This is a genomic window from Archangium lansingense (genome assembly GCF_026626635.1).
In the GTDB taxonomy this organism is placed as follows: domain Bacteria; phylum Myxococcota; class Myxococcia; order Myxococcales; family Myxococcaceae; genus Archangium; species Archangium lansingense.
On the sequence record NZ_JAPNKA010000001.1, the window covers coordinates 13,607,277 to 13,632,069 of the forward strand.

The window sequence follows — 24,793 nt, forward strand, 5'->3', positions numbered from 1 at the left end:
AGCTCCAGACGGGACTCCTTGTAGCGCGGGGGCCAGACGGAGCAGAGGCCGCCATCGGAGCAGGGCTCCTTCTGGCAGTTCTCCCCGCGCACCACCGCGCAGGCAGAGATGCCCTCGCCCAAGGCGATGCACTCCTGGCCTTCGGAGCAACCCGTCGCCTCGCAGGTGGGAAGGCAGGAGGGACCATCGAGCCCTTCCCGGCAGAAGAAGCCCTGTGGACAACTCGTGGGCTCATCCGGTTGGCAGGCGCGCCCGCACCATCCCGCGTTGCAGTGAAGTCCCTGATCGCAAGTGCTCTCGACAGGTCCCCTGGCCGAAACGCAGGCCTCGCCTTCCTTCCGCTCTCCTGGATGGACACACACACGCACGAACGGTCCATCACCCATCGTGGGCAGTGTCCGGCAGTTTCGTCCTTCCCTGCATTGCAGATCCGTGGTGCACCAGCTATCGGTGCAAAGACCCTCACTTTCGGACACTGAGAGCCTCAGGCATCCGAGTGGCGACTCGCAGTCTTGACCGCTCCAGCATCTCTGCGAATAGGTCTGGAGCTTCCACGTCTCCTCCAACTCCAGAATGGGAGTCGCTGCCACTGCCCTCGAACCGTTTTCGTTCCAGGGATTCCAAGCTGCCGCTCCCAGGATGAGCAGGAGCGGCACAGGAAGCAGCAACCCGGGCAGCAGACTGAGGAAGGTGCTCCGCTTCACTCGCATGACACCTCGCAGGGCAGAGACCAACAGTCTCGATACTCCACCGGAGCGTTACCTCAGGAGTAAGTGGAACCCCGGTATGGAGCAGTGCGCCATTTGTGCGGCGTGACGACTGCCGGACACAACCTTGGGGGAGGGCCCCTTGATGCCATGCCTCGACTTCATGGACGCTTATGTCCGTGCCCTCTGCCAGACCTCCTCCCCGGAGTGACACCTCGGTCCTCCAAGAGCTGGAGCGCCATCAGCGCCGGCGCGAGCAGGGCATCCCCAAGCTCACCGTGCTCGCCGGTCCCCCGGGCAGCGCCATGTCCCTCTGGCGCCGATGGCTCGAATCCCGCAGCCAATCCTCCTGCGTCTCGCTCGCTCCGGGCGAGGCCGAGGTGGTCCGCGATTGGATGGAGACGCTCTCCCGCACCCGGAACCTCGAAGCCGATGCGGCGGACTTCCTCGGTTCCGCCTCGGGCCTCGCCCCGGGTGAGCTCCGCTCGCGCCTGAGCGGAAAGACCGCGCATGAGCGCGACATCCTCCTCCAGGAGTTGTTCCCCGCCCTCACCGGGGAAGATGTCTCCGCCGCGTGCAGGTGCCTGCTCCAACCTCCACAAGTTGTCCACAAGTCCGGGCAACCGCTCGGCGCGGTGCTCGACGCTTGCGAGCGCAATCCCCTGCGAGCACTCACGGCCCTGCATGCGCTCATTCCCGCGGGCACGGCTCCAGCCCTCCTGCTCTCCGGCTTCGGCCCCGGGTGGCTCACGAGCGCGGCCCGGGTGGCTACTCGGTTGTGTGACGCCGTGCCTCCGCTCGTCGTGGCGCTCCACTCGGAGCGGCCCGCGCTCAACACCTATCTGCGAGGTCACGAGAGCCAGTCCTTGGCCCTGGTGCGCGAGGGACTGCTGGAGCTGGAGGCCCCCTCTCCCGAGGAGCTGAGACGGCGGCTGGAGAAGCTCGGCGTCCAGGCGACGGAGGTGCTCTCCAACTCCCTGGCCCGGCTGGCCGCCGATGGTGTCACGGAGGAGGTGCTGGCCCGTTACGGCGAGGCTGCCCGCGAGCTAGAGGCCTCCAAACACGAGCCCGAGGCCGCGGACCGGGCGCGCAGCAGCGCCGAGAGCTTCCTGCGCTCGTTGCTCGACTCGCTCCCCGCGACCCAGGGCCTCTTCGAGCTCAACAAACGAGCCGAGTTCCGCATCAACAACCGGCCCGTCGAGGTGGACTTCCTCTCGCACCGGCTGCGCGTGGCCATCGAGGTGGACGGCTACTACCACTTCCAGGATGACGAGGCCTACCGGCGCGACCGGCGCAAGGACCTGGCCCTCCAGCAGCACGGTTACCTGGTGCTCCGCTTCCTCGCCAAGGATGTGGTGGCGCGCCTGGAGGAAATCCGCGACACTATCTTGGAAGTAGTCTCACTCCGGCGTCACAGGGAGGATGCAGATGGAGGGGCATGAGGTGTCTCGCGTAGGCGAGCTGGTGCTCGTGTGGTTGCTGACGCGCGCCGAGGGCAAGGGCTCTCGCAGTGCACTGTCCAGTGCGCTCAAGTCCTTCGCCTCGCACCGGTGGAGCCCGGGCGAGTGGAGCACCCGGCTCGACGAGTCGCTGGCAACGCTCGAATCGGGTGGGCTCCTCCAGCAGACGGCGCGCAAGGGCGTGTCCCTCACCAAGGAGGGCCGCGCGCGGGCGCTGGAGTTCCTCGGGGTGAAGCAGCTGCCCAAGGGCCTCAGCTGGAAGAAGCTCCGGCTCACCCACCTGACGGCGCTCGCGCTGGGGCTGCCCTCTGCCAACGCGGGCAGGCTGGACAAGGCGGATAACCTCCGCGCGGTACTGGTGGAGAAGCAGCTCGGCCTCGAGGAGGTTGGCACCCGGAAGCTCAAGGACGTGCGGGACGAGCTGTGCTGGAAGCAGCTCGGCGTGGAGACGGACAAGCCCTTCACCCTGGCCAACGTGCAGTCCTTCCTGCTCGGCAAGGTGCTCCAGGCTTCACGCGAGGTGAAACCCTCTCAGGCCATGCAGCAGCTCGCGGCACGGAGCGTGGGGGCCCGGCGCATGGACGCGGAGAGCCTCCGGGTAGCAGCCCTCCAGTCCTGGCTCATTCCCACCTCGGAGCCTACGACGCCGGCTCGCGACTCCGAGGCTCCCGCGCCGGCACCGCGCCCCGCAGAGGACGGCCTGCCCGCCTTCGCCGAGCGCGTGCTGCAGACTGCCCGCACTTCCGAGACCGGGCGCTTCGGGGACGACCGGGTCTTCATCTCGCACGTCTGGCGCGCCATGCGCAGCCATGGCCTGGACGAGCAGTCCTTCAAGAACCGGCTCGTCGAGGCCAACCAGAAGCGCCTGCTGTCGCTGAGCCGCGCCGACATGGTGGAACTGATGGATCCAGCGGATGTCCAGGCTTCGGAAATCCACCACCTCGGTTCCACCTTCCACTTCATCGCCCTGTAGGACTCCACCTCGTACGGCACTCGGGGGACTGCCGATGACCCAGACCGATCTCCGCCTCTCTTCCTTCCTCTCCGATCGCACCGAGGTCTTCCACTCCATCCAGCACCGGCATGAGGTCTGGCGGGAGGATCCTTTCGACGTGGAGACTGTGCACCAGGAGGCGCGCGCCACCTTCGAGCGCCTCCTGTTGCGTGCCACCACGCCTCCTGGAGTGGACTCGGGGCGCATCCTGCTGCTGCTCGGCGACTCGGGCTGCGGCAAGACGCACCTCTTGCGTGCCTTCCGCGCCATGGCCCATGAGCGATCGCTCGGCTTCGTGGGCTACATGCAGATGACGACGTCCACGTCCAACTACGGGCGTTACGTCCTCTCCAACCTCATCGACTCGCTCGACCAGCCCTACCAGGAGCCCGCGGAGACGCGCTCCGGGTTGCAGAAGCTCTCCGACGCGCTGCTGTCCGAGTGTGGTCAGGTGGCCGCCATGCTGGCGGACCCCGAAGCGGACGCCGAGGAGGTTCCCAAGCTGGTGGAGTTCGCCGCGGACGATCTCCAGAAGCAGCCGCGCTTCAAGAAGCAGGACCTGGATCTGCTGCGTGCGCTGCTCTTCCTCCAGCGGGACGACACGCGCATCCGCAGCCGGGTACTCAAGTACCTGCGCTGCGAGGACCTGTCCGAGAGCGATCGCAAGGTGTTGGGTGGGCTGGTGCCTCGCACCTATGACAACCACCCGCAGGAAATGGTGGAGCACCTCGGCCGGCTCGCGGCGGCCCTCAATCACTCGCTCGTGCTGTGCGTGGATCAGCTCGAGGGCTTCGATCTCGACGCCGCGAATGCCCAGGCCTTCCGGCGGGCCATGCACATGCTCTGTGACTTCGCGGAGCGTGCGCCCTCATCGGTCATCGTCATCAGCTGCCTGCACACCTTCTGGACGGGTCTGCGCGGCCAGCTCACCCAGTCGCTCCTGGATCGCATCGAGCGGGATCCGGATCTCATCAAGCTGGAGAACCTGCGCACGGCCGAGGAGGCGCGGCTCATCACCGAGCGTCGACTGGAACACCTCTACTCGATAGAGGACGCGCCGTTCGATCCCGCGGAGCCCACCTATCCCTTCCCCCATGAGGGTTTCGAGCAGCTCTCGGGCAAGAGCACACGTGACGTGCTGGACGCGTGCCGCCGTTGGCGCGAGCAGGCCATCCGCGCAGGCGCACTGCCGGAGCGCTTCCCCCTGGAGAGCGTGCCGGGCGGCTCCCATCTCAAGAAGAAGGAAGAGAAGAAGACGCTGGAGTTGGACCAGGCGTGGAACGACTTCCGCTCGTCGCACTCCACCCCGCCACCCGAGGCAGACTCCCAGCTCGCCGAGCTGCTCGTCTGGGCACTCCGGGCCTGCGCGGACGAGGTGGACACGGGGCACCGCTTCGAGGCGCGCCTGTCTGGCGAGGTCATCCAGGTGGACGTATCGCCGGGAGACGGAAAGCTGCACGTGGCTCTGTGCAACCGGGGCACCCAGCGAGGGGCGCTCGCCAATCAGATCGAACAGACTCGGAAGGAGGCTGGCAAGGCACGCACTCCCATCGTCGTGCGCACCAGTGACTTCCCGAGCAATCCCAAGAGCACCACGGCCGAGCAGCTCGGCAAGCTCATCAGCAGGGGAGGCCGCCGCGCGGTGCTCGAGGACAGCGACAGCCGCACCCTGATCGCGCTGCGCGAGTTCCGCCAGCAGCATGAGTCGCGTCCCGACTTCGCACACTGGCTGCGCACCAACCAGCCCCTCACCCAGCTCAAGCCGCTGCGGGACATCCTCGGCCTGGAGCAGTTGCGCTCCTCGCATACGCCCACCGCTCCCAGTTCCCGGCCCACCCCCGCGGAGACACCTCCCTTCGGGACACAGGCCGTGACTCCCGCGCCCACGGTCTCCGCGCCTCAGGCCGTCCGGACCGAGCAACCCCCGGCTCCGAAGCCGGCCGCGGGCCCGGTGGCGCCTCCCGTCGTGAAGGTCGTGCAACCCCCGCCACCGCCCGCGCGTAAGCGGGAGCCCATCCGCATCGGCGAGACGGACAGCCTGCTGCGTGAGCCCGTCCTCGCCACCCCCGATGAGCTGACCCGGCATGCCGCCTTCCTGGGAGGCTCTGGCAGCGGCAAGACGACCCTGGCACTCAACCTGGTGGAGCAGCTGCTCCTGCAAGGCATTCCGGTCATCCTCGTGGACCGAAAGGGAGACCTCGCCGGCTACGCCTCCGAGTCCTTCTGGACGCGCCCCATCGAGGATGCTCGCCGCGCCGAGCGCCGGACACTGTTGCACGAGCGGCTCGACGTGGCCTTCTTCACTCCCGGCCATCCCCACGGCCGCCCCCTGGGCATTCCCATCGTCCCGGAGGGGCTCGCCGCGCTCTCGGACTACGAGCGGCAGCAGGCCACGCGCCATGCCGCCGAGGCGTTGTCCGGCATGCTGGACTACCGGCAGAACCCTCGCGACAAGTCCTGCAGGACCCTGTTGTCCCAGGCGATTGATCAGCTCGTTCAGCTCACTCCGGAGGGAGTGACCCTGGAGAAGCTGGTGAAGTTCATCGGCAACAAGGATCCCATCCTGGTGAGCGCCGCGGGCCGGTTGGATACGAAGCTCTTCGACAAGCTCGCCGATGACCTGGACCGGCTGCGCATCGACGCAAAGCACCTCATGGGCAGCGAGGCCGAGAGGCTTGATTTGGATCTGCTGCTCGGCCGGGGTGTGTATGCGAAACCCGGCAGGACGCGCCTGAGCATCATCAGCACCAAGTTCCTGGGCGACACCAACAGCGTCCTCTTCTGGGTGTCTCAGTTGCTCATCGAGACGACGCGCTGGCTCAACCGCAACCCGTCCACGACGCTGCAGGCCGTGCTCATGTTCGACGAGGCGGACCTGTACCTGCCCGCGATGCGCCAGCCGTCCACGAAGCAGCCGATGGAGAACCTGCTCAAGCGCGCGCGCTCGGCGGGGGTGGGGCTGATGCTGGCCACCCAGAGCCCTGGCGACTTCGACTACAAGTGCCGCGATACCATCCGCTCCTGGTTCATTGGCCGCGTGAAGGAGAAGGTCTCGTTGGACAAGATGAAGCCCATGCTCAGCGAGGCCCGGGTGGATGCGACGAAGATTCCCGGCCAGTCCACCGGCGAGTTCCACTTCGCACGCGACGGCAGGGTGGATCGCGTCAAGGTCGAGCCCTCCGCGTTGGCGACCGAGCAGCTCTCCGATGATGAGCTGCTGCAACTCGCCGCGAGGACCGCCTCGACGGCCTCCTGATGGCCCTTCGCCCACCCCACTCGAGGGCACTTGTGAGTAGGCCCCCACCTGACGAACCGGGTACCTCCTGGATGCCGGGCGCGGTTCATGCGAATACCCGCAGCTGGCCTCCCGCAGGCGGAGAGGCTCGCGAGGAGCACGCATGGACGAGGATAAGAAGCCCGAAGCGATCGAGGAGGAACCGGAGCGGGTGGGGCCGTACCTGATTCAGGAGCAGGTACAACAGTCCAATGACAGCCAGGAGGAACTCTATCTGGCCAAGCACGAGACGAGCGGGGCCACGGCCCTGGTGCGTAAGCACACCGCAGAGGAGGGAAGGGCACCGGGGAAGGACTGGCGGGTGGTCGTCGGCTCCTCGGCCTCACAGGGCTACTCCGTCATGGAGGTGATGCACACCGGCTGGGCCAGGGCCCAGGAGAGGCAGTCGGCGGAGTCGCTGCTGCTCACGTTGGAAGGTCTGTTCGATGAGGCGCGGCGCATGGTCCGCGCCATGTCCGACCCCCACGAGCCCCGCCTCCAGTGGCGTCTGGGATTGAGCGGGGTGATCGCCGCCACGGTGTGCGCCCTGCTCTTCTCGCTGGTGCGTCCGGCCTCCGTGTCCCCACCCATGAGCGCCCCGCCAGCCCCCATGAGCTACGAGGTGCCGATGGAGGCCGAGACGTCGGACTTCAACGCGTGGCTCGCGGACACCACTCCCCCCGGGCAAACCGTGCTCGCCCACCCTCTCCCGAAGGAGCCCCTCAAAGGACAGAAGCGCCCCCCTTGCACCCGCTACGTCGAGACTGAGCTCGTCGGCGCCTGCTGGGCGGAGCACGCGATCAAGGCTCCGTGCCCGCAGACCCTCTTCGAGTACCAGGGCAAGTGCTACCTGCCCTCCTTCAGTGCGAAGCCGCCGCCCTCGTCGCTCGGGCAGTGAGGCGCGCGGGGCCCCTCGTTCCCCCCTCCCTGCTCCTTGAAGGCCACTGCTCGAGCGTCACTAGAAAGTGCGAAACTCGAACTATGCTCCCCGGCGAAAGGGGAACGAATGCCTGCCTACGTGGTCGTCGAAGTCACGGTGAAGGACGCGGAGAACTACGAGCGGTACAAGCAGCTCGCGCCACCGGCGATTGGCCTCTATGGAGGCCGCTACCTGGCGCGCGGGGGCAGGACGGAGGTACTCGAGGGCACCTGGGACGTGCCGCGGTTCATCATCCTCGAGTTCCCCAGCTACGAGCGCGCCCAGGAGTGGTGGAACTCTCCCGAGTACGCTCAGGCCAAGGCGCTCCGTCAGGCGACCACCCATACGGACATGCTGCTGGTGGAGGGTCTGCCTCCGGGCGCGGATCCAGCGGCCAGGAAATAGGGGAAACCCAAGCAGCGGTGATTCGAGGCAACACCCTCACCCCGACCCTCTCCCAAAGGGAGAGGGAGTCTCAGGGAGGCTCAGCGCTCGGGGATGTCCGTCAGCTTGAGTTTGAACTGCGCTGTCTTGCCCGCCTGGATGGGCACCGACAGCTGCCGCCGCTTCCCGTCCGCACCTTTGATCCGCAGCAAGTGCCTGCCCACCGGCAGCGGCGTCTTGATGAGCGGCGTCTTCCCCAGCGAGCGCCCATTCAGGAACACCTCGGCCTCCGGCAGGACCACCAGCGTCAGCGCTCCCTGCCTCACGTTGCGCACGGGCTCGCCGTCATCGTCCTTCTTCGCCGCTGCCTCCCGAGTCTCCGGTGGCGCCTCGACTGAGGGCTGGGCCTGCGCGGAGGCCTGCTTGCTGGGGCCCGGGTCCGCCGTGTCCGCCTTCTTCTGACCCGGCGGCAGGATGGGCGTCATCGGGGACAGATCCGCCAACGGCAGGGGAATGGGTGTCCCCTCGGACTCTTGCGCCTTTATCGCCGCCACCAGCTTCACCGCGCCGAAGCCCAGGCCTCCTCCCACCACCAGCAGCGCGATGAGCGCCACCCAGAACTTCCCCGTTCCTCCGCGCGTGTGCCGCAGCGTGGCTCGGGTCTCCGTGGCCGCGGGCTGCTCTCGCGTGACCATCCTCCCCGTGGTGAGCACTCCCGTGGCCGGAGGCTCGCCCGTGTCCGCCCTCCGCACTCCCTGCTCCCGCGCCGGCCGCTTCGCCTCCGACCGCTCCACCAGCCGCGCCCCATCCCGCGCCATGGACCGATCCGCCGCCTTCTCCGCACGCGCACCCTGCAACGTGGGGCTTGGATCCGTGGGCACATCCCCCGGACCCTCGCCGCCTCCCAGCATCCGCGCCGTCTCCGAGTCCACCGGCTGCTGCACCGACTCCGCGCTCTCCAGCAGCCGGTGCGTCATCGCCATCCGGTCCTGGAAGTGCTCGCGCATGAAGGCCGCCCGCTGCTCCGCGTCGAAGAGCAGGCCGCCCGCCGCCGCCTCCAGCGCCCGCGCCATCTCCCGGCCGCTCACGTAGCGCTGCTCCCGATCTCTCGCCAGCGCCTTGAGCACCACCGCCGATACCTCCGGCGGCACCGTGGGCACCTTCTCCGTCGGCACCGGGATGGGCGCGTCCAGGATCATCTTCATCTCCTGGTGCTCGGTCTCCGCCGAGAAGAGGCGCTCGCCGGTGAGCAGCTCGTGGAGCATCACTCCCGCGGCGAACAGATCGCTCCGCCCATCCAGCGGCTCGCCCCGCACCTGCTCCGGAGACATGTACCCGGTGGTGCCCTTCACCGTGCCCGCCTGGGTGCGCACCGTGCCGTCCCGCGCCTTGGCGATGCCGAAGTCCAGCAGCTTCACCACCCCGTCGTACGTCACCATCACGTTCTTCTGCGCCACGTCCCGGTGGATGACGGGGTAGGGCTTGCCCCCGGGCGTCGTGAAGGTGTGCGCCGAGTGCAGCGCCAGGCACACGTCTCTCATCACGGACAGGACGAAGCCCGCCGGCGGCCACTGGCCCCTCCGCCGGCACACGTTGGCGATCTGGTTGAGGTTCTGCCCCGCGATGAACTCCATCGCCAGGAAGTAGCCCTCGGCGTCCTGGCCCAGCTCGAACACCTGGCCGATGTTGGGGTGGTTGAGTGCCGCGGTGATGCGCGCTTCATCCAGGAACATCTTCTCGAACTGCTCGTCGCCCCGCGCGTCCGGGAGGATTCGTTTGAGTGCTACATACTTGCGGAACCCACCCGGCCCCGAAGTGAAGCCGAGGAACAGCTCCGCCATGCCTCCCACCGATAGCTGGGTGAGCACCTGATACCTTCCGATGCGCTCGCCCCAATGCACGTCGAGATTGGCGGGATTCTGTGGCGGGGAGGCGCCCCGAACCGGTGCGGACATGGGTGTAACCATAGCCCACACCCCTTGTGGACAGCCTGTGGATGAAGGGGGGTGCCGCAGTGGAAAACCCTGGGGATGATCCAACCCCTGTGGGTGGCCGGGGATAAGCTCCAAGTTCCCCACATGTAGCAGATTCTGAATTCCTCAGTGGTTCCGGTAGGTTGCTGACTTTTCCACAAGCCCACAGCCCCTACGGTTACTCCTGATCAATCTAATACTCTATTCACTCAGTACAGAAACAGAGGGCCCTGGGGACATGTGGAACTGTGGAGAACGGGGCCGGGCTCCCGGGTGCCGCAGCGGGCTCGCCATCGGAGCCACCACCGGGCTCTCCACCCCCGTCCTCAGTGCCGGGCGCGGATGAGCGAGACGAGGGTGAGCCGGGCCCGGGGGGCATCCAGCTCGATGCCCACGTCGCAGCCGGCCAGGAGGAACTCGAGGGTGACGGGGCCGTGGCGGGGCAGCAGGCAGCGCTCCTGCCAGGCCTGGACGGCGAGGCGGAAGAGCTCGCCCAGCAGGGTGTGGCGGGTATCGGACGGCAGTTGGTCCATCCCCGGCTGGAGCTCGTACGGGATGCAGACCGTGAAGGCCTGCGCCAATTGCTCGGAAATGGCGGATTCGATGGAAGCCATGACTGGGGAAGGTGCGAGAAGCATACCGAGGGTGAAGCCCGTGTTTCCGAGGGTTTAGAAGCACTCTCCCCAAGGCAGACCGTAGAAACGCCAGTACGTCCGAGGGTGGGATGGTGAACGGGGCGGCGGCAAAGGTGGGCGGGGCCCACTCGTCGCTGGGAGGAGCGAGGGCTATAGCCGGAAGAGCGGGGACTCACGGCATGGCGCGCGAAACCAGAGTGGATGGGTGGGCGAGGGTACTGGCGGTGGTGCTGCTCTGGGGGCTGCTGGGGGCCTGCCGTGAGGAGAAGCCGCCGTTGGTGGGTTCCTCCAGCCAGGTGCGCTTCTCGCAGGAGGCAGTGGCCTTTCCGGCCACGTACGTGGGTGCCGCACGGGAGGCCTCGGTCCGGGTGGTGAGCGCGGGCCGCGCCGGGGTGCGAGTGGAGTGGAGCCGGCCGGAGGGGCCCTTCTCGGTGGAGGGGCTGCCGCAGCGGGTGAGGCCTACGGAGGAAACCACGGTGAAGGTGGGATTCACTCCCAGTGCGCCTGGAGCTTTCTCGGCCACGTTGGTGGGCACGGAGGAGGGAGGGCGCACGGTGACGCTGATGCTGTCGGGGGAGGCCCGGCTCGCGCCACCCTGTCCCACGCCGGTGGCCTGCCACCGCTTCACGTTCGATGTGGCACGCGAGGAGTGCGTAGAGGAGGTGCTGGAGGACGGCACGGGGTGTGATCCGGGCAACACGTGCGTACTGGACGCGGTGTGCCAGCAGGGCCGCTGCCGGGGCCGCGAGCGCGTGTGCGACGACGGCAACGCGTGCACCACGGACGTGTGCAGTCCGTTGGATGGGTGCAAGTCGGTGCCCGCGCCGCCATGTCCGGGGGATGGGGCGTGCCAGGAGGGGTGGTGCGATCCCCAGCGGGGCTGCCAGCTCAAGCCCGCCGTGAATGGCACCTTCTGTGGTGAGGCGCGTGGGTGCGATCTGGCGGACGTGTGCGTGGAGGGGGCGTGTGTGAAGCGCAACCCTCCGGACAACTTCGTGTGCGCGCCGGCCTCGCCGTGCCAGGGCGAGGGCCGATGCCAGGGCTCGGTGTGTGTGAGGCCGCCGGCGACAGCGCTGGTGCCGGACTGGACGTACGACGCGGCGGCCGAGGGCCGGAAGCTGCACGATCTGCTGGTGGGCCCCGAGGGGGACGTGACGCTGGCGGGCTTCTTCGAGAGGCCGATGCTGGACGCAGCGGGAGACGCGCCGGTGGATGCACAGGTGACGGGGCGGCGGTGCATGTTGTGGAACGAGCGGCTGCTGTGCATGGACCTGCCGCAGCAGGGGAAGGTGTCGCTGATGGAGCGGGCGACGGCGGCACCGCGGTGGAGCTTCGATTTGGGGAGGGCGAGGCCGGACATCGCACGCCAGGCCTCGACGCTCTTCATGGCGCGGCTGGCGGTGATGGCGCCGGACCGGCTGGCGGCGCTCTTCGAGGCGTATCCGGCGGGACTGGGCTCGAACACGCTGTGCCGGCTGTATTACCTGGTGGTGCTGGACGCGGCGGGAGGGCTGGTGTCAGCGCAGCTGCTGGAGGATCCGCTGCTGTCCGAGTGCAACCACCCGCACCCGTTCGGGCTGGCGTCGGATCCAGCGGGGGACCTGTACGTGACGTTCTCCCCGACGGTGAACTCAGGGGCGCCGCTGAAGGCCGGAGAGCCGACGCTGGTGATGGCATTCTCCTCGGATGGGGTGCCGCGCTGGAGGAGGACGCTGCCCTTCCCCGGAGGTGAGCTGGGGCTGGTGCGCGGACTGCTGATGCCGGAGGGAGGCACGCAGCCGCTGCGCACGTTGGATGGCGAGCCGGTGGGGACACTGCCGCTGAAGCTGGGGCGGGCGGTGGCGACGCACGAGGTGCTGGTGCCGAGCCCCGAGGGGGCCACGGTGAACCCAGACACGGTGCCGCCGGAGTCTCCGCGGTTGCAGGGGTACGCGGTGCCGGGGCTGGAGCCGGCGTGGACGTACCGGCTGCCGGGGGTGGGGTCGAGCTTCGTGTCGAAGGAGCTACGGCTGGGCACGTGGCCGGAGAGTGGAGTGAGGCGGACGATGGTGCTGGGCTTCGCGGCGGAGGGCCAGAGGCCGGTGCTGGTGGGGGTGAGGGCGGGGGATGGGAGCGAGGCCTTCCGGTGCGAGCTGGGCTACACGCCTCGGACGGTGCCGCAGCTCTTCGAGCTGGGGCCGGGATCGCTGACGCTGATGGACGGAGCGACGACGTGCGGCGAGTGCGATCCTCCCTTCTCGGACAGCAAGGCGCGCTTCCAGCGCTTCAAGCTGCCGGAGCTGAAGCCGGCCGAGGCGCCCTGGCCGGGCACGTTCGGCGGACCGGGGCATGATCACCACGAGGATCCGGTGCGCGCGGCGCCGTGAGCTTGTCACGGCCGCATTCCACCCCACGCGTTCTGTGCCCTGGATGCACGTGGAGCACTCAGGGGAGCACCCGTTCCTGCCCCGCGTCCGCGCCCCTAGCTTGAGGGGTGTCGATGAAAGGCAGGTGCACCGTGACACAGCCCTCGTTCCCGAGGCGCGGCGTCCTCGCTCCCCTGGCGCTGGTGCTGCTGCTGGGGCTCGGCCCGCCTGCCGCGGCCCAGGTCACCGTCTCTGCCCGGGAGTCCCTCCTGCTCCAGGTAGGCGAGCGCCGCCTCCAGCTCCGCGTCGAGTCTGACTCCATCTCCGGCGGTGGCTTCCAGTTGCGACGTGTCCCCAACGGGCTGCGCGGCACCTTCAAGGGCCAGCCGGTGGACCTGAAGTGGAACAAGAACGGCGACATCACCGGCCAGGCAGCCGGCGCCTCCGTGGAGCTCACCGTGCTTGCTCGCGCGCCCCAACCTGGGCTGTCCCTGCGGGGCTGGTTCGGCGCGGACACGGCCGAGCTGACGCTGACGCCCACGGGAATTTCCGGCAGCGTGGGAGGCTGCAGCTACTCGCTGGCCATGGCGGGCAACCGCTACTCGGGCTGGCGCACGTGCGACGTCACCCGCGGCCCTCCCGAGTCGGTGACTTTGCGGATTCCCGAGGACGTCGTGCCGCTTGGCCCCGCCGAGGAAGGCGCCCTCCTGGCCCTCCTGCTCTCGGGCGAGGCCCTCCCTCCGGCTCCCTCCGCGGGGGAGACACCGGGCGTGGGCGGCTCGGGGACCCCATCTCCATGAGGGAAACACAGACACAGGAGGCTCCCATGGCACGCAAGGTGTTGGCATGGCTCGCCGTGCTCGGGCTGGCGGCCCCGGCGGGTGCGCAGGAGGTGCTGGGCGGAGGACGCGGCGAGGTCGACACGCAGCGCCTGCCAGAGGACATCCCCGACAACATGGCTGACTTCCGCCAGACGCCCCACACGGATGACATCCCCGTCATGGAGGAAGGCGCGGACGAAGAGGCGGGAGTGGGGGGCTCGGGGATGGCAGGCCTTGACGAGGTGCGGCAAGGCGAGCTCCAGGGCAAGGTCGTCAACGTGCAGGGCAACCAACTCTGGCTGCGGCATGGCGGGGCCGTCTTTCCGCTCGAGCTGACGCAGGACACGCGCTTCACCCCGGACAAGCGCCAGGCGCTCCAGCCGGGGCAGGAGGTACGGGCGAGCTTCATCCTCAAGGGAGACGATTACGTGGTGAAGGCCCTGGAGCCGGCCGAGCCGGTGCCAGCACCGAAGCCGCCGACGGAACAGTGAGCGAGGCGAACGGATTACGTGCACCCGGGTCCGGTCTGGGGTAATCCCGCGCCTGGTGACGCAGAGTGGGAGAGCGATGGAAGACCGTCCGTACGTCCTCATGTCCAGGGACGAGCCGTCACAGCCTCTCGCGTCGAACACGAGGCCGATGCAGACCGAGTCCACCGCCATCTCCTTCTGCCGGGAGGTGTTGCCGGCGGTGTCGCGCACCTTCGCGCTGAACATTCCGGTGCTGCCGAGCCCGTTGGACACCGCGGTGATGGTGGCATACCTGCTGTGCCGGATCGCCGACACGCTGGAGGATGAGGCGCACGGCCCGGCGAGCGAGGTGTTGCTGGCGGAGCTGGCGAGGCTGAGCACGCTGCCAGAGGGGTGGGAGGCGGACGCGCGGCGCTTCTCGGAGGAGGGGGCGAGGGTGCTGCGGGCGCAGGCACCGGAGGCGGAAGTGCGGCTGGTGGAGGGGACGGCGCGAGTGCTGGAGGCGCTGGCGGTGCACGCGGCCCCGGTGCGCGAGCACGTGGCGGCCTGCGTGGCGACCATGACCCAGGGCATGGGGAAGATGGGGGACAAGGGTCGCGCCTCGGGAGGGGGGCTGGGGCTGGCGAGCCTCGAGGAGACGCTGGAGTACTGCTACTACGTGGCGGGGACGGTGGGGGAGATGCTGACGCGGCTCTTCCAGTGGTACTCGCCGGCCATCGCCGAGCGCGCGGCGGCGCTGGAGCCACGGGCGGTGGCGTTCGGTAACGCGCTGCAGCTCACCAACATCCTCAAGGACGTGCGCGAGGACTTGGAGCGTGGGAGCTGCTGGCTGCCGAAGACGCTGCTGGCCGAGAACGGAGTGACGCCCGAGACGCTGCTGGAGCCCGGCAAGCGAGGCGAGGCGATGAAGGCCCACGGGCAGATGGTGGCGGTGGCGCACCGGGAGCTGCGCAAGGCCTTCGAGTATGTGATGGCGCTGCCGAGACAGGAGCGGGGCATCCGCCTGTTCTGCCTGTGGCCGCTGTTCATGGCGGTGATGACGCTGCGCAAGCTGTATGGGAATGCAGCGGTGCTGGAGCGCCAGGCCGTGAAGATCTCCCGGCGCACGGTGAAGTGGGTGGTGGGCTTGACGAAGCTGCTGGTGTCTCAGGACATGGTGTTGAAGCTGATGTTCTCCATGCTGACGGCTCCGCTGCCCCGGTAGCCCCGCCGTTCGCGCTTCGCACAAAGTTGTCCAACTGTTGGACAACTTTGTGCGAAGCCTTCAGCCACGAGGCGAGGAAGGCCTCGGCACGGCCATAGGAGCGGGCAGCATCGGGCGGCCGAGCGCGGCGAGTCCAAGGCCCAAGGGAGACACGGCGGGCCCGGAGGCCCCGAGGGTGCGTGGCATGAGTCCCTGCCTACCTGAAGCGGCCTGTCACGGGGAGGCTCGCGTGCCGGCACTGCGGGAGAGTGGACGGCCGAATTGTGGAGAACTTGGGGACAGAGCAGGGAGGCCCACTTCCCGGGGAGAAGCCGGACCCGCGGCACCTATGTGTAACCGAAAGGGGCCGAGCGACTTATCCACAAGATATGAGCCAGGAGAGACGAAGCCGACGCGGGGTGCTGCTGCTCCTGCCACTGTTGTTACTCGGGGGAGCCGTAGCGGCTGGAGACCCGGAGCCCAGGCCTTCACACGAGGAGGGCACGAAGGTGTACGCCGTCCAGAAGACAGACGAGGAGTGGAAGCAACAGCTCACGCCCGAGCAGTACAACGTATTGCGCAAGCAGGGCACGGAGCGGGCCTTCACAGGGAAATATTGGGACCTGAAGGCCGCGGGCACCTACCACTGCGCCGCGTGTGGCCAGCCGCTGTTCAGCTCGGAGACCAAGTTCGATTCGGGCACGGGCTGGCCGAGCTTCTGGCAGCCCATTACCCCAGGCGCCGTGGACACCCACGAGGACAAGGGCTGGTTCATGGTGCGCACCGAGGTGGTGTGCAGCCGCTGCGGCTCGCACCTCGGGCACGTGTTCGATGACGGCCCGCCACCCACGGGGCTGCGCTACTGCATGAACTCGGTGGCCCTCGACTTCCGGCCGAAGTGAGCCTGAGTCTCACCTGCCTCCGCACGGGCGGAACACCACGGTGAAGTTGTTGCTGGGCATGTCGATGACCCGGTCGAGCTCGAGCCCGTGCGCCCGGGCCTCCTGCGTGACGGCACCCAGCTCGCGCACGCCCCAGGCCGGATTCCGCTCGCGCAGCGAGGCATCGAAGGCGAGGTTGCTCGGCGCGGTGGGCCGGCCCTCGATGAAATACGCCCCATAGAGGATGAGAGGCCCTCCTGGGGGCAGCACCCGGGCGGCGCCACGCATCAATCCCTGACACGCCTCCCACGGGGAGATGTGGACCATGTTGATGCACACGATGGCGTCCGTGGACTCCACTGGCCAGATGGAGGAACTGGCATCCAGCGAGAGCGGGGAGCGCACATTGGGCAGAGCCTCCTCCTGGCGCCACGCCTCGATGCTCTGATGCGCGTCGGGGTCGGCGTCGGTGGGCTGCCACGTGAGCTCGGGAAAGGCGCGGGCGAAGAAGACAGCGTGCTGACCGGTGCCGCTGGCCACCTCGAGCACGTTTCCTCGCGAGGGCAACAGCTCGCGGAGGACGGGAAGAAGAGGCTCGCGGTTGCGTTCGGCGGACGGGGCGTGGCGTTTCATGGGTTTCGCATGCTCCCTCTCCCTCTGGGAGAGGGCGGGGGGTGAGGGTATACGGCTCGTGTTCATCCCGTGAAGTGAGACTCCGCGTGCCTTGACCCTCCGAGTGACGGGGGAGCAGGCTCGCGGGGTGCTGCCCTTCCTGCAGAGCCATCTGTCGCTGATCATGGGAGTCCTCCTCACGCTGCTGGTGGTGGGCGTGCGGGCGGCGAGCTCGGATGCGCAGTTCCGCAAGGAGCTGGGCGGAGCGCTGGGCTTCCTGATGACGTTCCTGGCGCTGCGCGTGGTGGACAGTCAGTTCGGTGAGCTGCTGCACTCGAAGCTGCTGCCGCTGCTGCACGTGGCGTGGATGCTCACCTTCGCCTTTGGCTCCATCCGGGCGGCGATGTCGCTGGGCGTGCTGACGCTGACGCGCCTGGGGATCCGGACCCCGCCCCAGAAGATCCTCCGGGACGTGGTGGAGATCTCTCTCTACATCATCGCGGTTGTTCCCATCCTGCGGGCGGAGCTGGCCATCGATCTGACGAGCCTGCTGGCCACGTCGGCGATCGTCTCGGTGGTGCTGGGTCTCGCGATGCAGGACACGCTGGGCAACCTGTTCGCGGGACTGTCGTTGCAGCTCGAGCGCCCCTACCAGGTGGGCGACTGGGTGACCATCAAGGAGATTACCGGGCGAGTGGTGCAGGTGGCGTGGCGGGCCACGCGGCTGGAGACGTCGCGCAAGGAGATCATCACCCTGCCCAACAACGTCTGCTCCAAGGAGGCGGTGAAGAACTACTCGCGGGGCGGGCAGCCGGTGGGGGTGGACCTGTCCTTCCATGGCCCGTACGACCGAGCGCCCAACGAGGTGAAGGAGGCGGTGCTGGAGGTGCTGGAGCAGGTGCCGCTGGTGCTGAGCGTGCCGCCGCCGATGTGCCGCACGTTGGGCTTCGAGGAGCTCGGTATCCGCTACCAGGTGCGCTACTACGTGGAGGACTACTCGCAGGCGGACGGGGTGTCGGCGGAGTTCTACACGCGCATCTGGTACCGCTTCCGGCGCGAGGGCCTCGAGCTGCCCGCGCAGCGCAAGCTGAACATGGCGATGGGCGCGCCGGGGGCCGAGTTCTCCGCGGAGCTGGTCGCCGACATGCTGCGGCGGGTGGATCTCTTCAAGGTGCTGCAGGAGGAGGAGCGGACGCGGCTGCGGCAGGAGATGGTGCCTCGGCGCTTTGCCCGCGGCGAGCGCGTCATCGAGCAGGGCGAGAAGGGCAACACCTTCTACCTGGTGGGCCGGGGAGAGCTGAGCGTGCGCACGGGTGGGATGGAGGTGTCTCGGCTGTCGCGGGGCAACTACTTCGGGGAGATGTCGCTGCTGACGGGCGAGCCGCGCACGGCCACGGTGGTAGCGCTCACGGACGTGGTGCTGCTGGAGCTGGGCCGGCCGGCGTTCGCCCGCCTCTTCGAGGAGCACCCCGAGCTGGCGCCGAAGCTGTCGGGGATGCTGGCGCACCGGCGCATGCAACTCGACGCGGCGATGACGGCCTCGGGCGAGAGGCTGCCCATCACGGAGGAGGTGGACATCCTCGGCCGGCTGAAGAACATCTTCCGGCTGAGCTGAGCCCGGAAACGAGAAGGGTGGAGACATGGAGCCCCCCAGCCCCATGTCCCCACCCCGGTACCTCGTTATCGGGAGCGACTCCTACTCCAAGAGCTACTCGTACTGCACCTGAGAACCGCCCGAGCTGTTCACCTGTATGCTCGCGGGCTTCTTGGACGACTTCACCGTTGAGCCACCGGACAGTGCGCCCTGGATGCTGCGCTCGGGGGAGGCCTCGACGCGGGTACCGCCGCTAGCCGCCACGTGGAGCGACTCGGTCTGCACCTTGCCGGCCTCGATGATCGAGCCACCGCTGCCGGTGACCTTCAGCTCATTCGCACGGCCCTCGAGCGACAGCTCAGCGCCACCGCTGGCCGCCACCTCGAGCTTCTGCGAGTCCACCTTGGTGAGGTCCACCTCGGAGCCGCCGCTGGCCGCCACCTCGAAGGTGTCCACCCGGGTGGCCTCGGCGTCCACGTCGGAGCCACCGCTGGCCGCCACGCTCTCCACGCGCGGGTTGGTGACGTACAGCCGCACGTTCTTGAGCCCCTTGTTGAAGAACCCCGAGCTCTTCTCCACCTGCGTCGTCAGCACGCCGTCCTTCACCTCGAGCTTCACCCGGGCCAGGTCGTCCTTGTTGCCCTCCAGACGCACCGACTTGGGGCCCGGCTTCACCTCGGCGCGGATGCCATGGCTCACCGCCACACCGCGGAAGTCGGGGACGTCGATCGTGTTGCCCTTGGCGTCCTGCGCGAGGACGGGAGCGGACACCAGGAGGGCGGCGGGGAGGAGCAGGGAGCGCAGCTGCATGGCGGCATACCTCTGAGAAAAGGGGACGCGCGGAGCCTCGAGTCCTTCAGGGTACGCACCGCCGCACGCGCCATTGCACGCGGGCCGCCCGGCTGCTCACTCCCGGGCGAGCTTGTCGAGCGCCGTGCGGATGGAGGTGACCTCGCCCGCCTTGATCTCCACCTGGAGTTTCAGGGGTTTGGTGTTGGGGGCCACCAGGCGCAGGGTGTGCTTGCCCGGGGCGAAGGACATCCGGAAGAGGGGCGTCTCGCCCACCAGGCGGCTGCCCAGGTACACCTTGGCGTAAGGCTCGGTGACGAGCGTCAGGGAGCCCTTCTCGCCCGAGGGCTCGGCCGCGCCCGCCCGCTCGCGCTCCAAGGCCTGCCAGGCCCGGTCTGCTTCGTCGGCGGTCGTCACTTGCTCGGGCGAGCTCTCCACGCTGGAGGCGGTGGGGGTGCGCTGGGTGCGGCGCGAGGGCGCCACCTTGCCGCGCTTCGCCGGCTGTGCGGACTCCGAGGCCTTGGCCTGGGGTGCCTCGTCCTGGGGCTCTTCGTCCTGGGAGGCCTCGGTCGGCTCTCCACCCGTGGGGAGGGCCTCGGTCTTCGCCTCGGGCGAGCCCGCACCGGCGGCAGTGGCCACCTCCGTGGGCGAGGGCGTCAGGCCGGTATTCGGGGCGGTGGCTTCCGGTGTGGCGCTCGCGGAGGCAGCCTCTGGGGCAGCCGCTTCGGGCGTGGCAGCGGGCGTGGGGGCCCCTGCGGTCTCCCCCGAAGGGGCCTGAGCAGCCTGAGGTGCCGGCGTGGAGCCCTCGGTTCGAGGCTCGGTCGCTCTGGTGGCCTCGGGCGGGGGTGGGGGCGGGAACAGCCGTGAGGACAGCAGCCCTCCATCGAGCCTCAACACGACGAGGGTGGCGAGCCCGCCCACGAGGAGCAGGAGGAGCAGCGCGGCCCACAGCACTCCCCGGCGCGAGGGCGCGGGCGAGGGAGTGCTGGAAGCGGTGAGCTCCTCCCCCTCGTCGTCCTTGGGCTTCACCGGGACGTGCCGGCGGGAGACGGGCTGCGGATGAGCGGGCGTGAGGTCCTCCTCGTCCGGCTCCTGGCTCCGGGGCTGTGCCGGGAGGGGCCGTGCGGGTGCGGCCGGTGATGCGAGGTAGGGGGCGGTGAGGAACTCCGGACCGTCCTCGTCCTCGGGCTCCACCGGAGGCGAGGAGGACGCGGAGGGCGGTACGAGGTAGGGAGCGGTGAGGAACTCCGGACCGTCCTCGTCCTCGGGCTCTGTCGGTACCGGCCGGGCCAGCGGTGCGCGCATGACGGGCACGGTGGGGCCCTCGGGCGACAGGGCGCGGGCGGAGGGCGCCGCGGGAGCGGGAGGCCCGGGAAGGAGCGGGGACGTAGAGCCGGTGGGCTGGGTGACGGCGTCCAGGTGCGACAGCGAGGGCCGACGGGCCGCACGCGTGGCGTCGTACCGGGGCACGGTCTCGTCCGAGGTGACGGGCTGCTCGCTGGTGGACGGAGTGCGCGGCGGCCGGATGATGGCCGTCTTCAGGCCCGGCTCCTTCGTCTCCTGGACGGCGGGGACGGCCTCGGAGCGGCTCAGGCTGCGCGCGCGGGCGGGCGAGCCGGCCCGGGTCTGCTCTGGCGTCGCGGTCCGGCCCTGCTCCGGGGGCGTGGGAGCCCGGACCGGACGGGGCGGCTCCACCAGGACGGGCAGGGAGGGCAGGGTCGAGGGGTCCACCGAGGCGCGAGCCGGGCCAGCCACCGGCGCCCGAGGCGGCTCCACCAGGACGGGGAGAGAGGGCAGGGTGGAGGGGTCCACCGAAGCGCGGGGAGGGCGGACGCGGGAGGTGGCCTGTGCCGAAGGAGGGAGGACACCCGTCTCCTCGGGCGGAGGCGGAGGCGTGGCCGGGAGCTGAGAGGCGGAGCTGGTCCGCTTCCCCACGGGGGACGAGACGGGAGGCTTCGCGACGACGGGGTAGGAGACGAGCTCCGTCTCCTCGGGCCGTGCGGGGCCGGGCGCTGGGAGGTGAGGCGCGGAGATGGTGGGCAGGCGCGGCGCCGTGGTGGAGCGCGCGGGCGTGGGGGTCGGATTGCCCGGAGCGGCCACACCAGGCGGGGACGGCGGCGCGGGGGGCGGGGGAGGCGGAGTGCCGGAGGCCTCCTTGTCCGAGAAGAGCTGGGCGAGCTTCACCACGCCCGTGCTGTCCACGGCGGCCCGGCCGCTGGCCAGGAGCTGACGCGTCTGCTCACGCCGCTCGGCGAAGAGGCGCCGCAGCAGCTCGCCACTCTTCTCGGGCAGCCAGATGAGCGGGCCCACCGCGCGCTCCAGCTCGCGGGCGAACTCGAGCGTGGTCGCGTACCGGTCCTCGCGCTTGCGCGCCAGCGCCTTGAGCACGATGGCGTCCAGCTCGGGAGGAATGGCCTTGTTGGTGCGCGAGGGCTCGGGGATGGGGCCCTTGAGCACCGCGTTCACCACCGCCATGGGCGCCTTGCCCGGGAAGAGCCGCATGCCGGTGAGGCACTCGTGCAGCACCACGCCCAGGCTGAACAAGTCACTGCGGGTATCCAGCGGCTGGCCGAGGATCTGCTCCGGCGACATGTACCCGCTGGTGCCCTTCACCATGCCGGCGGCGGTGCGGCTCGCGCCCGTGAGGCTCTTGGCGATGCCGAAGTCCAGCAGCTTGGTGACGCCCTCGTACGTCACCATGATGTTCTTCTCGGCCACGTCGCGGTGGATGACGGGCGAGGACTGGCCGAGCGCATCCGTGAAGGTATGCGCGTAGTGCAGCGCCAGCGCGGTGTCGCGCACCGCGGCCAGCCCGAAGCCCACGGGCATGGGCTCGTTGACGGCGCGGCAGGCGCGGGCCACCTCAATCAGCGTGGCCCCCGGGACGAACTCCATGGCGAGGAAGAGCTCGTCGTCGTCCACGTCCAGGTCGAACACCTGGGCGATGTGCGGGTGGTTGAAGGCCGCGGTGACCTTGGCCTCGTCCAGGAACATCTGGACGAACTCCTCCTGGTCGTGGATGTCCGGGAGGATCTTCTTGAGCACCACGGGCTTGTGGAAGCCGGCCAGGCCCCGCTTGGTGGCGAGGAATATCTCCGCCATCCCACCGGTGCTGAGGCGGCAGAGCACCTCGTAGTTGCCCATCTGCCGGCCGCGCACATCACCCGGCGCGAAGGGGAGCTTCGACCCAGCCATTCGAGAAAACCAAGCTTATAGGACTCGTGGCCTCAACGTGAAAGCCGCCAGCGTGATTTTCGCGTGAGAGCGCAATGACAGCGGATTCCACCCACATCTCCGCCCCTCCCGAGTCGCTGCATCAGGCGCACCGCGAGCCAGAGCCGTGAGGCCTGCTGATACCCGCTCTTGAGAATTAAAAGAAAACTTCAAGAGGCACGGAATGCCTCTGCCCTGGGGGCGGGGAGCGGTTTGTGCAATTCCTACCGGTAGTGCGAGGGGGGTGTTCACTGTCCAGCGCGTCACAGAGGCGGGGTTGGTCCGCAACGCTTCCTTGGATCCGACCCCGGAGTGCCGCTGCAAGCCCCGAGGCGTGTGTCCACATTGGCGGAACCGAAATTCCATCCAGGTGGCCGGTACAACGGTGGGGCAAAAAACTTTCAGTGTTCACGTAAAGCGGCTCTCCAGGACAAACGGAGTTCCCATGGCGACGGAGAAGGCGGACCGCGTGCGAACGCGAGAGAGCGGCCTGGGTTACCGAATGGGACCGGGGCTGGCGGAGGTGGCGGAGGTGGAAGGGGAGCTGCACTCGGCGGGGAGGGTGGTGCAGCTGTCGCCGGAGAACCTGACGTTGAGCCTGACGAGTCCCACGGGGTTGAGGCCCGGGCAGAGGACGAACGTGGTGTTGGGGCAGGGGGGAGAGGCGAGGCTGCTGAAGGCGGAGGTGACGAATGTGTACGTGCCGGGGCCGGAGGAGCAGCCGGAGCTGAGCCTGCGCTTCGTGGCGCCACCGTTGGACCAGGGCCGGCACATCGTGACGATGCTGGAGGGCTGGAGGGACCGAGGCCAGCTCGAGGCGCCGAGCAGCCACCCCATCTGGAAGGAGCGGATTACGAGGGTGGACCGGATCGGCCGCATCTTCGAGGCGCTGACGGCGAGACGGTGCCGGGGCATGGCGAGAGCGGCGGGTGGGGACGTGGAGTTGGAGGCGGCGCTCTACGACAAGTACGACGGGCGGGTGTCGTGGGACGTGAGGGGGATGCTGCCGGCGGTGCCCTTCACGCTGGAAGTGTTTGGCTTCAGCTCGGTGCTGTACTTCCGGGTGGAGCAGGCGGTGTACGAGGACGGGCTGTGGGGAGTGCCGCTGCCGCGCGAGGTGGTGCGCTACCGGCACCGCAAGCTGAGGCGGGCGCCTGCGGGCGGGGGGTGCACGGCGCGCTTTGGCCATCCGTTGTGGCCGCAGGTGAGGGTGGAGCGGGAGCTGACGGACATCTCGTACGAGGGCCTGTCGTTCGCGACGCAGCCAGGGGAGGACTTGCTGTACCCGGGGCTGGTGCTGCCGGAGCTGGAGGTAGGGCTGCCGGGGAAGGAGCCGGTGAGGCTGCGAGCGGAGGTGCGCAACATCACGGGCACGGCGCTGGGGAGACGGTGCGGGATGAAGGTGGAGCCGGTGGGAGAGCGGGAGCTGGCGCGCTGGAGACAGCTGGTGGAGGAGCAGAGCCATCCGAACACGCGGGTGGCGGGGGATTGGAACCGGGGGACGTGGGAGCTGTTCGAGCGCTCGGGGTACTTCCGGCTGTCGGGGAAGAGCCCTGGGGACTTCGAGCGGCTGCAGGCGGAGTACCGGGAGGCGCACGAGCGGCTGGAGGGGTACCGGAGGCTGGGGTACCGGGTGGTGAGGCCGATGCCGGGGGGCGAGGCGGTGGAGGCGAGCCTGTCGTGGCTGAAGCCCTACTCGGGGAGCTGGCTGGCGCACCAGCTGGCGAGGTATCAGCCGCGCAACGAGAAGCTGAGGAGCACGGCGCGCGAGGCGTTGCGGGACGTGTATTTGAGAGGCTTTGAGCCGGCGCAGACGGACCCGGAGGTGAAGTGGTTCCTGGCGTACTGCGAGGCGAACGTGAGGTGGGTGAGGTTCACGGCGTTCGACTTCGCGGAGTGGTACCAGCACACGGGGCAGGCGTGCATGGTGCCGTTCCGGTTCATGGAGGCGGACGCGAGGCGGGAGTGGGAGATGCCGGAGGGCTTCAGCGTGGGGGCGCCGACGGAGGAGGAGAAGACGGCGCTCTTCGAGAGGCTGAAGGAGACGAGGCCGGAGGCGTACCGGGAGGCCTTGGACCTGGTGCCGGAGCGATTCAGCCTGGAGGCGCTCAAAGCGAAGTGGGCGGAGGCGGGGCTGAAGCGGGAGAGGGACGTGCTGGTGGCGCGCAAGGGAGGGCGAGCGCTGGCGGTGGGGGTGCTGGAGACGGCGCATGCGGGCCTCAACCTGTTCCACGTGCTGGACGGGCTGCGAGTCATCTCCCTGGTGGATGAGGCGTCGCAGGAGGGGCAGGAGGCGATGCTGGCGCTGCTGGCGGGGGCGGCGGAGTGGTACCGGGCGCGAGGGCTGAACGTCTTCGTGCACTACGTGGAGACGGAGCACACGGCGTACACGGAGAAGGCGAAGCTGGTGGACCTGGGAGAGGGACGAATCTGGATCCTCTCGGCGCAACTCCTGCCAGACTTCATCGAGCACCTGTGCGAGGCGACGACGCCGAGGGGAGACCTCTGACGCGGCGCGTGCTGTGACCACCGGGACATG

At 68.9% G+C, this 24,793-nt stretch carries 17 protein-coding genes; 12 read left to right on the forward strand and 5 right to left on the reverse strand.

Going from position 1 to position 24,793, the window contains the following annotated elements; all coding sequences use genetic code 11:
• Window positions 1-886: 886 nt before the first annotated feature.
• The 5 genes from OV287_RS55230 to OV287_RS55250 all read left to right on the forward strand — a co-directional run bounded on the left by OV287_RS55230 (window position 887) and on the right by OV287_RS55250 (window position 7,759).
• On the forward strand, window positions 887-2,149 hold the full coding sequence (locus OV287_RS55230) for an endonuclease domain-containing protein (protein WP_373371897.1): 1,263 nt from the start codon (window positions 887-889) through the stop codon (window positions 2,147-2,149).
• A gap of 1 nt (window position 2,150) precedes the next feature.
• Window positions 2,151-3,140 (forward strand): helix-turn-helix domain-containing protein, encoded by a 990-nt coding sequence (locus tag OV287_RS55235; protein ID WP_267542151.1) that lies wholly within the window; start codon window positions 2,151-2,153, stop codon window positions 3,138-3,140.
• A gap of 34 nt (window positions 3,141-3,174) precedes the next feature.
• Window positions 3,175-6,417 (forward strand): helicase HerA-like domain-containing protein, encoded by a 3,243-nt coding sequence (locus tag OV287_RS55240; protein ID WP_267542152.1) that lies wholly within the window; start codon window positions 3,175-3,177, stop codon window positions 6,415-6,417.
• Between the two features lie 142 nt (window positions 6,418-6,559).
• A complete protein-coding gene (locus OV287_RS55245; protein WP_267542153.1) occupies window positions 6,560-7,333 on the forward strand; it encodes a hypothetical protein in 774 nt (257 codons plus the stop codon).
• A 108-nt stretch (window positions 7,334-7,441) separates the two neighbouring features.
• Window positions 7,442-7,759, forward strand: coding sequence for a DUF1330 domain-containing protein (locus OV287_RS55250; protein ID WP_267542154.1), 318 nt, complete (start codon window positions 7,442-7,444; stop codon window positions 7,757-7,759).
• A gap of 80 nt (window positions 7,760-7,839) precedes the next feature.
• Here OV287_RS55250 and OV287_RS55255 read toward each other — a convergent pair whose 3' ends face one another.
• Both OV287_RS55255 and OV287_RS55260 read right to left on the reverse strand, forming a co-directional pair.
• Window positions 7,840-9,693: a protein kinase domain-containing protein gene (locus OV287_RS55255; protein WP_267542155.1), complete on the reverse strand. Its 1,854-nt coding sequence runs from the start codon at window positions 9,691-9,693 to the stop codon at window positions 7,840-7,842.
• 344 nt (window positions 9,694-10,037) lie between these two features.
• Entirely contained in the window at window positions 10,038-10,325 is a 288-nt protein-coding gene (locus tag OV287_RS55260; RefSeq protein WP_267542156.1) for a hypothetical protein, read from the reverse strand.
• Window positions 10,326-10,525: 200 nt separating this feature from the next.
• Between OV287_RS55260 and OV287_RS55265 the strand changes: the two genes are divergently transcribed.
• From OV287_RS55265 to msrB, 5 genes are all read left to right on the forward strand, one after another.
• Window positions 10,526-12,712 carry a tenascin-X gene (locus OV287_RS55265; protein ID WP_267542157.1) on the forward strand — a complete coding sequence of 729 codons (2,187 nt, stop codon included), beginning with the start codon at window positions 10,526-10,528 and terminating at the stop codon, window positions 12,710-12,712.
• A gap of 131 nt (window positions 12,713-12,843) precedes the next feature.
• Window positions 12,844-13,491: a hypothetical protein gene (locus tag OV287_RS55270; protein ID WP_267542158.1), complete on the forward strand. Its 648-nt coding sequence runs from the start codon at window positions 12,844-12,846 to the stop codon at window positions 13,489-13,491.
• Window positions 13,492-13,517: 26 nt separating this feature from the next.
• Complete coding sequence (locus tag OV287_RS55275) at window positions 13,518-14,003, forward strand: hypothetical protein (protein WP_267542159.1); 486 nt, start codon at window positions 13,518-13,520, stop codon at window positions 14,001-14,003.
• Window positions 14,004-14,151: 148 nt separating this feature from the next.
• A complete protein-coding gene (locus OV287_RS55280) occupies window positions 14,152-15,186 on the forward strand; it encodes a phytoene/squalene synthase family protein (protein WP_267542160.1) in 1,035 nt (344 codons plus the stop codon).
• Window positions 15,187-15,674: 488 nt separating this feature from the next.
• On the forward strand, window positions 15,675-16,067 hold the full coding sequence (gene msrB / locus OV287_RS55285; protein WP_267542161.1) for a peptide-methionine (R)-S-oxide reductase MsrB: 393 nt from the start codon (window positions 15,675-15,677) through the stop codon (window positions 16,065-16,067).
• A gap of 9 nt (window positions 16,068-16,076) precedes the next feature.
• Here the strand turns inward: msrB and OV287_RS55290 are convergent, their stop codons facing one another.
• On the reverse strand, window positions 16,077-16,679 hold the full coding sequence (locus OV287_RS55290; protein WP_267542162.1) for a DUF938 domain-containing protein: 603 nt from the start codon (window positions 16,677-16,679) through the stop codon (window positions 16,077-16,079).
• 91 nt (window positions 16,680-16,770) lie between these two features.
• On the opposite strand from OV287_RS55290, the gene OV287_RS55295 reads away from it, so the two are divergent.
• Window positions 16,771-18,273, forward strand: coding sequence for a mechanosensitive ion channel family protein (locus tag OV287_RS55295; protein WP_267542163.1), 1,503 nt, complete (start codon window positions 16,771-16,773; stop codon window positions 18,271-18,273).
• Between the two features lie 93 nt (window positions 18,274-18,366).
• Here the strand turns inward: OV287_RS55295 and OV287_RS55300 are convergent, their stop codons facing one another.
• Window positions 18,367-19,062 carry a head GIN domain-containing protein gene (locus OV287_RS55300; protein WP_267542164.1) on the reverse strand — a complete coding sequence of 232 codons (696 nt, stop codon included), beginning with the start codon at window positions 19,060-19,062 and terminating at the stop codon, window positions 18,367-18,369.
• A gap of 96 nt (window positions 19,063-19,158) precedes the next feature.
• Window positions 19,159-22,236 carry a protein kinase domain-containing protein gene (locus tag OV287_RS55305; protein WP_267542165.1) on the reverse strand — a complete coding sequence of 1,026 codons (3,078 nt, stop codon included), beginning with the start codon at window positions 22,234-22,236 and terminating at the stop codon, window positions 19,159-19,161.
• Window positions 22,237-22,699: 463 nt separating this feature from the next.
• Between OV287_RS55305 and OV287_RS55310 the strand changes: the two genes are divergently transcribed.
• Window positions 22,700-24,763: a PilZ domain-containing protein gene (locus tag OV287_RS55310; protein WP_267542166.1), complete on the forward strand. Its 2,064-nt coding sequence runs from the start codon at window positions 22,700-22,702 to the stop codon at window positions 24,761-24,763.
• The last annotated feature ends 30 nt before the right edge of the window (window positions 24,764-24,793 follow it).